Source organism: Streptomyces sp. NPDC002104 (assembly GCF_053593795.1).
The window spans coordinates 102,901-116,298 of the sequence record NZ_JBSFDF010000023.1; the positions used below are offsets into that span (position 1 = coordinate 102,901).

General features: G+C 71.8%; 9 protein-coding genes. 8 read left to right on the forward strand and 1 reads right to left on the reverse strand.

The window, feature by feature from the left end; all coding sequences use genetic code 11:
• Positions 1-124: 124 nt before the first annotated feature.
• A complete protein-coding gene (locus ACWCP2_RS20780) occupies positions 125-2,236 on the forward strand; it encodes an MMPL family transporter (protein WP_450910065.1) in 2,112 nt (703 codons plus the stop codon).
• A gap of 77 nt (positions 2,237-2,313) precedes the next feature.
• Here the strand turns inward: ACWCP2_RS20780 and ACWCP2_RS20785 are convergent, their stop codons facing one another.
• Positions 2,314-3,372, reverse strand: coding sequence for a polyprenyl synthetase family protein (locus tag ACWCP2_RS20785; RefSeq protein WP_450910066.1), 1,059 nt, complete (start codon positions 3,370-3,372; stop codon positions 2,314-2,316).
• Positions 3,373-3,942: 570 nt separating this feature from the next.
• Here ACWCP2_RS20785 and ACWCP2_RS20790 point away from each other — a divergent pair.
• From ACWCP2_RS20790 to ACWCP2_RS20820, 7 genes are all read left to right on the forward strand, one after another.
• Positions 3,943-4,500 carry a cupin domain-containing protein gene (locus tag ACWCP2_RS20790; RefSeq protein WP_450910067.1) on the forward strand — a complete coding sequence of 186 codons (558 nt, stop codon included), beginning with the start codon at positions 3,943-3,945 and terminating at the stop codon, positions 4,498-4,500.
• A gap of 15 nt (positions 4,501-4,515) precedes the next feature.
• Positions 4,516-5,652: a DegT/DnrJ/EryC1/StrS family aminotransferase gene (locus ACWCP2_RS20795; RefSeq protein ID WP_450910068.1), complete on the forward strand. Its 1,137-nt coding sequence runs from the start codon at positions 4,516-4,518 to the stop codon at positions 5,650-5,652.
• Positions 5,653-5,769: 117 nt separating this feature from the next.
• Positions 5,770-7,794, forward strand: a complete 2,025-nt coding sequence (locus ACWCP2_RS20800) for an FAD/NAD(P)-binding protein (RefSeq protein WP_450910069.1) — start codon at positions 5,770-5,772, stop codon at positions 7,792-7,794.
• Positions 7,791-9,215, forward strand: coding sequence for a class-II fumarase/aspartase family protein (locus ACWCP2_RS20805; protein WP_450910070.1), 1,425 nt, complete (start codon positions 7,791-7,793; stop codon positions 9,213-9,215). Before ACWCP2_RS20800 ends, ACWCP2_RS20805 begins: the two co-directional genes overlap by 4 nt.
• Before the next feature lie 363 nt (positions 9,216-9,578).
• The gene (locus ACWCP2_RS20810; protein ID WP_450910071.1) at positions 9,579-10,709 is read left to right on the forward strand and encodes a type III polyketide synthase; all 1,131 of its coding nucleotides are present in this window, start codon (positions 9,579-9,581) and stop codon (positions 10,707-10,709) included.
• Complete coding sequence (locus ACWCP2_RS20815) at positions 10,706-11,704, forward strand: methyltransferase (RefSeq protein ID WP_450910072.1); 999 nt, start codon at positions 10,706-10,708, stop codon at positions 11,702-11,704. The genes ACWCP2_RS20810 and ACWCP2_RS20815 overlap by 4 nt, the downstream gene beginning before the upstream one ends.
• A 399-nt stretch (positions 11,705-12,103) precedes the next feature.
• Positions 12,104-13,141, forward strand: coding sequence for an AfsR/SARP family transcriptional regulator (locus ACWCP2_RS20820; protein ID WP_450910073.1), 1,038 nt, complete (start codon positions 12,104-12,106; stop codon positions 13,139-13,141).
• Positions 13,142-13,398: the final 257 nt, after the last annotated feature.

The window sequence follows — 13,398 nt, forward strand, 5'->3', positions numbered from 1 at the left end:
ACCTCCTCCTCCCTTCGTGCGGGGTCAACGTGCCCTAGCCTCTTGACTGTTCACGACTCAGAAGCACCACCGCGACGCTGTTTGCCCTTCGACCTACCCTTCGACGGAAGACCGAGGAATTGACATGATGCGCAAGATAGCGGCCCTGCCCAGTGGAAGGCTGGGAAAATGGGTCGTCATCGCACTCTGGGCGGCTCTGCTCGTTCCGGCCCTCATGCTGGCCGGAAAGCTCGGTGACGTCGAAGAGAACGACAATTCGGCCTGGCTGCCGGGCAACGCGGAGTCGACCGCCGTCGTGGAGCGGGCCGAGAAGTTCATGTCCGCCGACACCCTGCCCGCGGTCGTGATCTACGACCGGTCCGGGGGCGTCACCGATGCCGACCTGGTCAAGGCCCGGGCCGACGTCGAGGCCTTCAAGGGCATCGACAACATCGTCGGCCCCGCCCAGGGCCCGGTGAAGTCCGCGGACGGCAAGGCCATCCAGACCGTGGTCCAGGTCAGGAAGGACAAGTCGGGCTGGGAGGGCATCGGTACGGTCGTCGACGCGATGACCGAGGTCGGCAAGAAGAACGCCGACGGCCTCGGCTTCCACGTCGCCGGCCCCGGCGGCTACGCGGCCGACTCGATCAAGGCGTTCAGCGGGGGCGGGGCCCTGACGACGATCACCGCGCTCGTGGTGGTCGCGATCCTGCTGCTGACGTACCGCAGCCCGCTGCTCCCCCTGCTGCCGTTGCTGACCGTGGGCGTCGCCCTGGTCGCCTCGGAGGCGGTGATCTACGTACTGGCGAAGAACGCCGGCCTGGTCGTCAACAAGCAGACCAGCTTCATCCTGACCGTCCTGGTGTTCGGCGCCGCCACCGACTACGCGCTCCTGCTCATCTCCCGTTACCGGGAAGAGCTGTTGAAACACGAGGACCGGCACGACGCGATGGCGGAGGCCCTCTACCGCTCCAGCCCCGCGATCATCGCCAGCGCCGCGACCGTCGCGGTCAGCCTGATGCTGCTGATGCTGGCCACCCTGAACTCCACCCAGGGCCTCGGCCCGGCCTGCGCCGTCGGCGTCCTCGTCGGCCTGCTCGCCATGATCACCCTGATGCCGGCCCTGCTGGTGGCCTGCGGCCGCTGGATCTTCTGGCCGGTCAAGCCCGCGTACGGGTCCCCCGCCACCGGCGAGAGCGGGATCTGGGCCCGGGTCGGCACCGCCGTCTCCGGCCGGCCGCGGCTCGTGTGGATCGGTACCGCGCTGGCGCTCGCCGTCATGGCGCTGGGCGTGCTCGGCCTCAAGGCCGACGGGCTCGCCAACAAGGACCAGTTCACCAACACCCCGCAGATGGCCGTCGGTGAGAAGATCCAGTCGGAGCACTTCCCGGCCGGATCCGGCGACCCCATCTTCGTCGTCAGCAAGGCCGGCCGGGCGGAGCAGGTGCGCAGCGCCCTGCTCACCGTCCCCGGCATCGCGGACGTCACGCCCCCGACGGCCAAGGACGGCGAGGCCGTCATGCTCGGGGAGCTCAAGGACGACCCGAGCAGCACCACCGCGATGAGCACCGTCAAGAAGGCCAGGGACGCGGTCCACGCGGTCGACGGCGCCGACGCCCAGGTCGGCGGCAGCTCGGCGGTCATGCTCGACACGCAGACGGCCGCCGCCCGCGACTCCAAGGTGATCATCCCGATCGTGCTGGTCGTGGTGCTGCTCATCCTCATGCTGCTGCTGCGCTCGGTCGTCGCACCCGTCCTGCTCATGGGCACGGTGGTGCTGTCCTTCGGCGCGGCCATCGGTGTGAGCAGCCTGGTCTTCAACCACGTCTTCGGCTTCGCGGGCGCGGAGGCCTCCTTCCCGCTCCTGACCTTCGTCTTCCTGGTCGCCCTCGGCATCGACTACAACATCTTCCTGGTCACCCGCGTGCGCGAGGTGTCGGCGGAGCACGGCACCCGGCGCGGCGCGCTGCTGGGCCTGTCCACCACCGGTGGGGTGATCACCTCCGCGGGTCTGGTGCTGGCCGGCACCTTCGCGGCGATGGCCTCGCTGCCGCTGGTGTTCGCCGCCGAGCTGGGCTTCGCGGTGGCGTTCGGCGTCCTGCTGGACACGATGATCGTCCGCTCGGTGCTGGTCACGGCGCTGACCCTGGACGTGGGCCGCTGGATGTGGTGGCCCAGCAAGCTCTTCCTGCGGGAGGACGACCCCGCGCCCCGGGTGGAGACCCCCGACCTGGAGCCCGCCCTCGGCGGGAAGTAGGCGCACGGCACGACCCCGCATGCGCGAAGGGCCTCCCGGCAGCGGCCGGGAGGCCCTTCGCGCGGTACGCCGCCGGCTCAGCGGTCGCGGTAGGCCACCTGCTCGGCCATCCGCACCAGGCGCTTGTGCCAGTCGTCCGCCAGCGGCGCGTCGTCGAGCGCCGCGCAGGCCGCCCTGACGAGCTGGTCGATCTGCTCCTCGACCTCCTGGCGGACGCCGGAGGCGAGCAGCGCATCGCGGAGCTCGGCCGGGTCCCAGCCGCCGCTCCTGCCGTCCTCCACGAGCCGCGCCACCCGCGCGTCCTTGGTGGCCGCCAGGGCCAGCAGCAGGGTCATCTTGTGCTCCACCAGGTCCAGCCCGGCGGGCTTGCCGGTCGCGGCCCCGTCACCGAAGGCGTCGAGCAGGTCGTCGCGGAGCTGGAACGCCTCGCCCGCCGCGACCCCGTACTCCTCGAACGGGACCTGGAGTCCGGGCCGTCCGGCGATGGCCGCGCCGAGCGCGAGGGGCCGGTGGATGGTGTAGCGGCCGGACTTGCAGACGGCGACCCAGCGGGACAGCGCCGGGTCGGCCGTCAGCTCGGCGGCGAGGGCGATGTCCAGCTGCTGGCCGATGATCACCTCGGTGACCAGGTCGTTCCAGATCTTCAGGGCCGGGCCGGTCAGCCCGCTGGCGAGCCGGTTGGCGTAGCTGAGCGCCAGGTCACCGGCGAGGATGCCGATGCCCTCCCCGAACCGGCGGTGCTCGCCGGCCCAGCCGCGCTCCGCGTGCAGGGCGGCGTGCTTGGCGTGCACGGTGGGAGTCCCGCGCCGGGTGTCGGAGTTGTCCATGATGTCGTCGTGGATGAGGGCGAACACGTGCAGGAGTTCCAGCGCGGCGGCCGCCGCGACGACCGTCGCCGCGCCCTCTTCGTACCCCGCGGCCCCCTCGTCCGCCACGCCGCCGGCCGCCAGGTAGCCGCTCACGCAGAAGGCCGGCCGCAGGCGCTTGCCGCCCGCCCTCACGATGTCCGCGACCGCCTCGACCGGCACCGCGACGCGGGCGTCGACGGCCCCCCAGTGCTCGGCCTCGGCCGCCAGGAGGCCGTCGATCGCCACGCCGACCCGGGCCAGGAGCCTGTCGCAGGCGTCACGGTCCACGTCTGCGCTCCCGGTGGGGGCCTGCGGCGCACGCCGGTCTGGTTCCGCGGGAAGTTTCAACAAGACGTTCTCCTTGGCAGTCACTTCGTCGGGCGGCAGCCGTCACCGATCCGGCCACCGGGAACTCGTGAATTCAGGCCGCAGGATTTCGGGCTTTCCGAGCTGCGACGGTCATCTTCGGTCAAATGGCTTGCCGGGGACTGAGGGGCGGATTGGTATTGGCTTGGCGCAAGCCGATTCCAATCCGGGGAACAGTCGCAGCCAAGTCGCCGGTTGCCGGGCGTGCGGGCCGTCGGCTGTAATACATGGTGCGGGGCCGGGCGGGCCGGGCGGAACCAGGACCGGCCGGGGCCGGCCCGCAGGCCTTCCCCTTCGACTTGGGGAATTCTAGGCGCAGGGAAAAGGCCCCTTGACGAATCCGTTCCGGCCCCGTGATCCTCTTCGTGCAACTCATGAATCGAAAGAGGCGGCGCCTCGCGGGGGACGGGGGCGAATCTCCGCGTTGCCGCAGGTCGTCGGGCCGCTCGTGCCCGAGCGGGAATTCGCACAGACTATGAGGAAATCAATCACATGAGCGGGCTCATCGTTCCCCCCGGCCAGGGGCGCAAACTGGTCACGAAGGCGCAGGACGTGACCTTCAAGGTCACCGCGGCGGACGGCTCCTCCATTTCGATATTCGAAGTGATCGTGCCACCGGGCTTCGATGTCGGTGCGCATACGCACACCCATTCGCAGGAGTTCTTCTACGTCCTGGAAGGGGAGCTGGAGCTCCTGGCGTTCGAGCCTGCCGAACGCACGCCGGACGGCTGGAGCACCTGGGAATCCGCCGCCGGGGACAAGGCCGTACGGGCCACCGAGGGTGCCTGCATGTTCGTCCCCCCGAACACCCCGCACGCATTTCGCAACGCGTCGGACGCCCCGGCGCGCATGCTCTTCCAGAGCTACCCCTCGCCCCATCACGAGCACTATTTCGAGGAGATCATCGAGATCCTCTCCTCCGGCCCCTCGGTGGACATCGAGGCCATCCAGGCGATGCGCGAACGCAATGACGTCAACCAGATCACGCCCCTGCGCTTCGAACCGCCCGCCCTTCCGGTTCTCCGGTCCGCGACCGACCGCACGGCGTAACGAGAGGTGACCACCATGGACAGGATTCCCCTCGTTCACGCGAGTCTGGGAGAAAAGGAACTGGCGGCCGTCGCCGAGGTGTTCTCCTCGGGCTGGCCGGCCGGCCAGGGCCCCCAGGGCAAGGCGCTGGAGGCCCAGCTCGTCGAGCGCTACGGCGTCGGCGACGCCGTCTCCCTCAGCAACTGCGGCGCCGCGCTCCACCTGGCGATGCTCGCCCTCGGCGTCGAGCCGGGCGACGAGGTGATCGTCGCCGACTACACCTTCCCGGCCCCCGCCCACGCGGTGCGCTACGTCGACGCCGTCCCCGTCTTCGCCGACGTGCGCGCCGACACCGGCACCGTGGACCCGCAGGCGGTGGAGAGCCTGATCGGGCCGCGGACCGTCGGCATCATCGCCGTGGACACCGTCGGCCTGCCCGCCGACTACGACGAGCTGAACGCGATCGCGGACCGCCACGGACTCTTCGTGGTCGAGGACGCCGCCTGCTCGGTCGGCGCCACCTACAAGGGACGCCAGGCGGGCACGCTGGCGCCGGTCGCCTGCCTGTCCTTCCACGGACGCAAGGGAGCCAGCAGCGGCGAGGGCGGCGCGCTGCTCTCCGCCGACCCCGTCATCGGGCAGGACGCGCGGCTGCGGTCCTCCTTCGGCATCGGCAGCATCTTCGACCAGTCGCAGGTCGTCGGGCTGCCGATCCCCGAGTTCACCGACATCGGCTACAACTACAAGATGTCGGACATCGCCGCCGCGATCCTGCGGGTGCAGATGGGCCGGATCGACGAACTGCTGGTGCGCCGCGCCGCCATCGCTGCCCAGTACGGCGAACTCCTCGCCGGGGAGGAGCTGGTGACGCTCCCGCACGTGCCCGGGGACCGCACCCACGCCTGGCAGTCCTACATGGTGACCCTGGACCCGCGCGTCGACCGCGCCGGGCTCGCCGCCGCGCTGCGCGCCCAGGACATCGGCTGCGGACACGGCACCTGGGCCACCCACGTGCAGCCGGTGTACCAGTCCAAGCGCAAGTGCCCCGTCTCGGCCGACCTCTTCGCGCGCAACCTGGCCATCCCGATGCACGCCGAACTGACCGAAGCGCAGGTCGAGCGGGTCGTGAGCGTCCTGCGGACCGAGCTGCGCACCCACGCGCGCGCCCGCTGAACCCCCGGCGCGGCAGCAGGACTCGGCTGCTGCCGCGCCGTCCCCACGAAGCGCCGTCCCCACGAAGCGCCGTCCTGCGTCCCCGGCCGAGCCGGAACCTGTGTGTGAGGAGTGTTGGTGCTTACGGTCTCCCTTGTCGGCGCGGGGCCGCGCGGTTTCGCGGTCCTGGAGCGGCTCTGTGCCAACGAGCGCAAGTCCCCGTCCCACCGGGCGGTGACCGTGCACGTGGTCGAGCCGTACGCGCCGGGCCCCGGAAGGGTGTGGCGCACCGGGCAGCCGCGCCAGCTGCTGATGAACACCGTGGCCTCGCAGGTCACCGTCTACACCGACCACAGCGTGGTGATGGACGGCCCCGTCGAGGAGGGACCCAGCCTGTACGAGTGGGCGGCCGAACTCGCCCGCACCGCCGAAGACGCGGGCTCACGCGGCCGGTTCCCCGCCGAAACACTGGCCGAGGCCCGCCGGCTGGGCCCGGACGACTACCCCACCCGCGCGTTCTACGGCGCCTACCTCGAGGACGCCTACCGCGCGGTGACCGCGGCCGCCCCCGGGCACGTCACCGTCGTCGAACACCGCACCCGGGCCGTGGCCCTGACCGACGCGGCCGCGTACGGCGGTCCGCAGACCCTGGAGCTGGCCGACGGCACACGGCTCACCGGCCTGGACGCCGTGGTCCTCTCCCTGGGCCACGTCCCGGCCGGCCCCACCCGGGGCGAGCGCGCGCTCGCCGAGGCCGCGGCCGCGCACGGGCTGACGTACATCGCCCCCGCGAACCCCGCGGACGTGGACTTCTCCGTGGTGGCGCCGGGCGAAACGGTCTTCGTCCGCGGCCTCGGGCTCAACTGCTTCGACGTGCTCGCGCTGCTCACCGAGGGCCGCGGCGGCACCTTCGCGCGCGAGGGCGACGCGGTGCGCTACCTGCCCTCGGGCCGGGAGCCGAAGATCGTCGCCGGCTCCCGGCGCGGGGTGCCGTACCACGCGCGCGGCGAGAACCAGAAGGGCCCGTACGAACGCCACGAGCCGCGGCTGCTCACCCCCGGTGCCATCGACCGGATGCACCGGCGGGCGGTGGACGGCGAGCGGCTGCACTTCCTCACCGACCTGTGGCCGCTGATCGCCAAGGAGGTGGAGGCCGTCTACTACGGGGCCCTGCTGAGCGCCATGGGCCGGGAGCGGCAGCGCGCCTCCTTCACCGAGCACTACCTCGCCGCCCCGGACCCCGGGTCCGAGGACCGGCTGCTGGACTCCGCCGGCATCGCCCCCCGGGACCGCTGGGACTGGGAGACGCTGGCCCGGCCCTACCGGGGCCGCGCCCTGCCGGGCCGCGCCGAGCACCGGGCCTGGCTGCTGGGCCACCTCGCCGAGGACGTCCGCCAGGCCAGGGCCGGCAACGTCCGCGGCCCGCTGAAGGCGGCCCTGGACGTCCTGCGCGATCTGCGCAACGAGATACGCCTGGCCGTCGACCACGGAAAGCTGGAGGGCGCCTCCTACCGGGACGACCTCCAGAGCTGGTACACCCCGCTCAACGCGTTCCTCTCCATCGGACCGCCCGCCTCGCGCATCGAGGAACTCATCGCGCTGATCGAGTCCGGAGTCGTGGAGGTCATGGGCCCCGGCGTGCGGGTGCGCGTCCCGGCCGCGGACGGCGCGGACGCCGGTCCCGCGGTGTTCACGGTCACCTCCGACGCCGTTCCCGGGCCCCCCGTCGAGGCCACGGCCCTCGTCGAGGCCCGGCTGCCGGAGCCGGACCTGCCGCGCACCGCGGAACCGCTGCTGCGGAACCTGCTGGAGAGCGGCCAGGCCGCCCGCCACCGCATCGAGGGCGCCTGCGGCACCGCGTACGAGACCAAGGGGCTGGCCGTGACCGAGCGCCCCTACCGGCTCCTCGACCCCGCAGGCCGTGCCCACCCGCGCCGGTTCGCCTACGGCGTGCCCACGGAGGCGGTGCACTGGGTGACCGCCGCCGGAAGCCGCCCCGGAGTCAACTCCCAGACCCTGGGCGACGCGGACGCGATCGCCTGCGCCGTACTCGCCCTCCCCGCCCCGCCCGCCCACGCCGCCCCGCCCGCCCCGCCCGCCCACGCCGGTCCGCCCGGACGGTACCGGTCCTCGCCCACCGATCCCGTCGAGGTGAACGCATGAGCGCCGACCACCGAGCGGGCGCGCCGGACACGGCGCCGCCCGGGTACGGCCCCGACTCCGGGCTGCTGTCCCCGGTCCGGGCCGGCACGCCCGCCGAGGCCGCCACCTCGGACCTGGCCTGGCTGCAGGCCATGCTCGACGCGGAGGCGGCCCTGTCCCGCGCCCAGGCCAAGGTCGGCTCCGTGCCCGCCGGGGCGGCCGCCGCCATCGGCCGCGCCGCGCGCGCCGAACGCCTGGACGTGCGGGCCCTGGCGCTGGCCGCGCGCGAGACCGCCAACCCGGTGGTCGCACTGGTCCGCGAACTCACCCGGCTGGTCGCCGCCGAGTCCCCGGAGGCCGCCGAGTTCGTCCACCACGGCTCCACCAGCCAGGACGTCTTCGACACCGGCGCCATGCTGGTCGCCGACCGCACGCTGCGGCTGATCCGCGCCGACCTGGAACGGGCCGCCGAAGCCCTGGCGGTCCACGCCGCCCGGCACCGCGACACCGTCATGGCGGGCCGCACCCTGGCCCTGCACGCCGTACCCACCACCTTCGGGCTGAAGGCGGCCGGCTGGCGCAGGCTCCTGCTGGACGCCCGCGACCGGGTGGCCGCCGTACTCGACGGAGGGCTGCCCGTATCGCTCGGCGGAGCCGCCGGGACCCTCGCCGGATACCTGGAGTTCGCCCCGCCCGGCGAAGGCGGTGACCACGGCGACTACACCGAGCGCCTCCTGGACGCCTACGCCGCCGAGACCGGCCTGGCCCGCCCGCCGCTGCCGTGGCACGCGCTGCGCACCCCGATGGCCGACCTCGCGGCGGCCCTCGCGTTCGTCACGGGCGCCCTGGGCAAGATCGCCGTGGACGTGCAGTCGCTGACCCGGACCGAGGTGGGCGAGGTCGGCGAACCCGCGGTGGAGGGGCGCGGCGCGTCCTCGGCGATGCCGCACAAGCGCAATCCCGTCCTGGCCACCCTGATGCGCAGCGCCGCGCTCCAAGTGCCGTTCCTGGCCGCGGGGGTGACGCAGTGCCTGGTGTGCGAGGACGAACGCTCGGCCGGGGTGTGGCACGCCGAGTGGCAGCTGCTGCGCGAGTGCCTGCGGCTGGCCGGAGGCGCCGCGCACACCGCCGTGGAACTGGCCGAGGGGCTGGTCGTACGGCCCGAACGGATGCGGGAGAACCTCACGTTGACGGGAAGCCAAGTGGTGTCGGAGAGGGTGTCCGCCGTGCTGGCGCCGCGCCTCGGCAAGGCCGAGGCGAAGGAGCTGCTCACCCGGGCCTCCGCCGAGGCGCAGCGCACGGGAGGCTCGCTGGCCGAGGTCCTGGGCGCGATGCCCAAGGTGAAGCGGCACCTGACGGACGCCCAGATCGTGCGGCTGCTGGATCCGGAGGGGTACACCGGCGCCGCACCGGCCCTGGTGGACCGGGAGCTCGCGCGGTAGGCGGGGCGCCCGCCGGACCGCCGCCGAGCGCGCGCGGAGCCCCGGCCGGGGACGGACGACCTTCGGGGTCGACGTCCCCGGCCGGGGCTCCGTCGTGTCCCGGACTCCGCCGGCCGGACTCCGCAGCCCGGGGCCCCCGAGCAGACGAGTTTCGGCCAAAGTGCCCGCGGGGCGCCGCGCCCCAATGCGCCGGGGCCCTGGTGAAAGGCCCGGCGAAAGCCCTTGGTGAAAGATCCGGATGAATGGCTCCGGGGAAGGCAAGTCACCGCCAAGCCAGCAGCAAGCGCCATACGCGATGTTGGGGAACGTACACGCTGTGAGGGCAGCAGAAAATTCTCTACATCAGAGAGACAGATGCCAGGTATGCCAATTCTATGTAAGCCTTCGGTGAGCGTGCCGGAACACATCATCACGATGGAAGACACTCTGGCATTCGCCAGGGAAGCGCACGCGGGAAAGCCGCAGCTTCCGCTGGCCCTTCGACTGATAGAGAACACGGGGGTGCGCAAGCGGCACCTGGTGCAGCCGATCGAAAAGACGCTGAGCCACCCCGGTTTCCAGGAACGCAATCGCATCTACGAGCTGGAATCGAAGAAGCGGTGCCCGGAAGTCATAGAAAAGGCCCTGGAGAACGCGGGCCTGGTGGCGACGGACATCGACGCGATCATCTACGTCTCGTGCACCGGGTTCATGATGCCCTCGCTCACCGCGTGGCTGATCAACGAGATGGGGTTCCGCTACGACACCCGGCAGCTCCCCATCGCGCAGCTCGGCTGCGCCGCGGGTGGTGCGGCGATCAACCGCGCCCACGACTTCTGCGTGGCCCACCCCGAGAGCAACGTCCTGATCGTCTCCTGCGAGCTGTGCTCCCTGTGCTACCAGCCCACCGCCGACGACGTCGGCTCGCTGCTGTCGGACGGGCTGTTCGGTGACGCGGTCGCGGCCGCCGTGGTGCGGGGCAGCGGCGGCGCCGGCGTCCTGCTGGAACGCAACGCCTCGTACCTCATTCCGAACACCGAGGACTGGATCTCGTACTCCGTCCGCGACACCGGATTCCACTTCCAGCTCGACCGCCGAGTTCCCGGAACGATGGAGCCGATCGCTCCGGTGCTGGGCGAGCTGGCCACGCTCCACGGCTGGGACATCGGCGATCTGGATTTCTACATCATCCACGCCGGAGGCCCCCGCATTCTGGACGACCTCGCCAAGTTCCTCAACGTCGACCGGACGGTGTTCCGGCACAGCTGGTCCACGCTGACCGAATACGGGAACATCGCCAGCGCGGTCGTGTTCGACGCCCTGCGCCGGCAGTTCGAGGAAGCGGAGCGGCTGTCCGCCGGATCCACCGGCGTGATCGCCGGATTCGGTCCGGGAATCACCGCGGAAATGGTCCTGGGGAGCTGGGTTCCGGCCGCCCCGCAGCACGTGGAAGCGAAGCCGGCCGCCCGGTCGGTGCCGCGTCAGCTCTCGGGAAGCATGGTGGGGACGGCATGAGCAACGGCCAGCCGACGTCGGATCGGATCATGCGGCTCATCACCGGGTACTGGGCGACCGGCATCCTGGGCACGGCGGCGAGCCACTCCCTGTTCACGCACCTGGAGGAGGGCGCCGGCTCCGCCGCCCAACTGGCCGGGCGCGCCGGGATCTCGGAGCGGGGCGCGCAGGCCCTCCTCGACGGCCTGGTCAGCATCGGCCTGGTGGAGACGGCCGGCGGGGGTTACCGCAACACCCCCGAGGCCTCCGCCTTCCTGGTCGAGGGCCGCCCCGAATCGCTCAGCGGGTTCGCCCGGCTCAAGATGGGCCACATGGGCAGCCTTTCGGTGCTGCCCGAGGTCGTCCGCACGGGCGGCCCGCTGTCGGACGCCGTGGTGGAGGTGGCCGACAACCCGCACTGGGAGCAGCTCGTCCAGGCCATCGCCGCGCAGTCCGTTCCCGTGGCGAAGATCGCCGCCGAGGAACTGCGCCTGTCGGAGGCCGGGGAGATCTCGATCCTCGACATCGGCGGCGGCTCGGGCATCTGTTCCGGTATCTGGCTGGAACTGAACCCCGAAGCGCGCGCGACCCAGCTCGACTGGGAGCCGATCAACTCGATCGCCCGCCGGCTGCTCGCCGAGCGGGGCGTGGGCGACCGCGTCGGCTACATCGACGGGGACTTCCACACGACCGCGTTCGGTGACGCCGAGCACGACATCGTGATGTACTCCAACATCGCCCATCAGGAAGGGCCGGAGGACAACGTCGCGATCTTCGCCAAGGCGCGCGGAGCGCTGAAGCCCGGCGGCACGCTGGTCGTCTCCGACTACATCGTCGAGGACGACCGCAGCGGCCCCGCCTTCGCGCTGACCTTCGCCTCGGAAATGCTGCTCAAGAGCAGGCACGGGGGCACCTGGACCCGGGCCGATTACCATGCCTGGCTCACCAAGGCGGGCTTCGGCGAAATCACCTTCCGGAGCACGCCTTCGCCGACCACGTTGATCTTCGCGCGGTAGTCGGCGGCCCTAATGCGGAGCGCCGGTGGGAGGGGGGACGGAATGGACCCCACCCCGGCGCTCCGAGTGTGATCAGTGACGAGCGGAACGTCAGCGCACGGAGGAGCGAGGGATTCCGAACGTTGCCCGGATCTACCTCCTCGGGCATATGCCTTCCGGCTGGCTAAAGTTCAACTCACGAGATTTTAAACGGGGGTTGTCATTCTTGATCGCCATGCTGGATCCTTCCTGGTGCAGAGGTGACGACTCTCGTCATCCGGCTGAGGCCGGGACGTACGCATCTTTCGGGGGATCTTGATGAGTACAGAGGCAGTGAACGAAGAAATTGATTTCGGCGAGTTGACCGCGGACCTCAGGGGCGGCGGTAGACGTGGTACGGACATTGTCGTCGGACAGCGTTTGGGAGGCAGCAGCAGGGGAACACGGAGCGTCGCCGAGCTGGAACGGGAAGTACGGGAACTCCGGCACGCGAACGAGACGCTGAAGATGTACTTCACGATGGCGCTGGAGCTCGACCTCCAGTCCCCGCCTCCCGCCGCCGTGTTCGACATGGCCCGCGAACGGGCTGGTGCGCACGCCGTCGCGCCCCAGCCCCCCGCCCCGCGGCCGCACGGCGGGGTCCGGTGGGCGCAGGAGGATCCGGAGGAGGACCGGGACGCACCGCCGGCCAAGGTGGAGTTCCGGGTGCTGGGCCCGATCGAGGCGACCATCGGCGGACGCTACGTGGACCTCGGGGCCACGAAGCAGCGGGCGGCGCTGACCCTGCTGGTCAGCCAGGTCGGCCAGCCCGTCTCGGTCGACGTGCTCGTCGAGGCGCTGTGGGACGGCCAGCCGCCGCAGTCGGCGATCTCCTCGCTGCACGCCTACATCGCCAACCTGCGGCGCGTGCTGGAGCCGGACCGGGCCCCGCGCAAGCCCGCGAAGGTCCTGCGCACCCGGGGCCGCGGCTACTTACTCGACAGCAGTGCCGTCGACGTCGACGCCCACCGGTTCGGCACGTGCGCGACCGCCGGCTGGCAGGCGCTGGACCGGTGCGACCCGCAGCGGGCCCTGGAGGAGTTCGAGGCCGGGCTCGCCCTGTGGCGGGGGGAGGCGTACGCGGAGGTCTCCGATGCCACCCACGTCTCGCCCGAGGTGGTCCGACTCGAGGAACTGCGCCTCTCGGTGGTCGAGGGCCGCTGCGCGGCACTGATCGCCGTGGGCGCCCACGAGGTCGCCGTATCGGAACTGGCGGGCTTCACCCAGTCCCACCCGCTGCGCGAATACGGCTGTGAACTCTTCAGCCTGGCCCTGTACCGGGCCGGACGGCAGGCCGACGCGCTCTCGGTGCTGCGGATGCACCAGCGGCGCATGGCCGAGGACCTGGGCATCTCGTCGAGCCCCGCGCTCCAGCGCCTGGAGGTCGAGATCCTGCGCCAGGCCCCGACCCTGGACTGAGGCGGCGCCCGAACCGGGGCCGCCCGACCTGTCCGCCCCGCCCGCCCCGCCCGACCCGCCCGACCCGCCCGGCCCGCCCGGCCTGCCCGGCCTGCCGGAGCTGTCCGGACTCAGGCCGGGACCAACTCGGCCCCGCGTCGGGGCCCTTCACCCGTCCGCGCCCTGCGCCGCCCTCTCCGGCGGCAGGGACCGGCCGTCGGGTGAGATGGCCATCGCGGTGATGGGCATCCGGGCCGCGCGCGGAGGTTCGGGGTCCG

Coding starts and splice junctions, on each gene's coding strand:
- ACWCP2_RS20780 (WP_450910065.1), top strand. CDS start 125: ATGATGCGCAAGATAGCGGCCCTGCCCAGTGGAAGGCTGGGAAAATGG.
- ACWCP2_RS20790 (WP_450910067.1), top strand. CDS start 3,943: ATGAGCGGGCTCATCGTTCCCCCCGGCCAGGGGCGCAAACTGGTCACG.
- ACWCP2_RS20795 (WP_450910068.1), top strand. CDS start 4,516: ATGGACAGGATTCCCCTCGTTCACGCGAGTCTGGGAGAAAAGGAACTG.
- ACWCP2_RS20805 (WP_450910070.1), top strand. CDS start 7,791: ATGAGCGCCGACCACCGAGCGGGCGCGCCGGACACGGCGCCGCCCGGG.
- ACWCP2_RS20810 (WP_450910071.1), top strand. CDS start 9,579: ATGCCAATTCTATGTAAGCCTTCGGTGAGCGTGCCGGAACACATCATC.
- ACWCP2_RS20815 (WP_450910072.1), top strand. CDS start 10,706: ATGAGCAACGGCCAGCCGACGTCGGATCGGATCATGCGGCTCATCACC.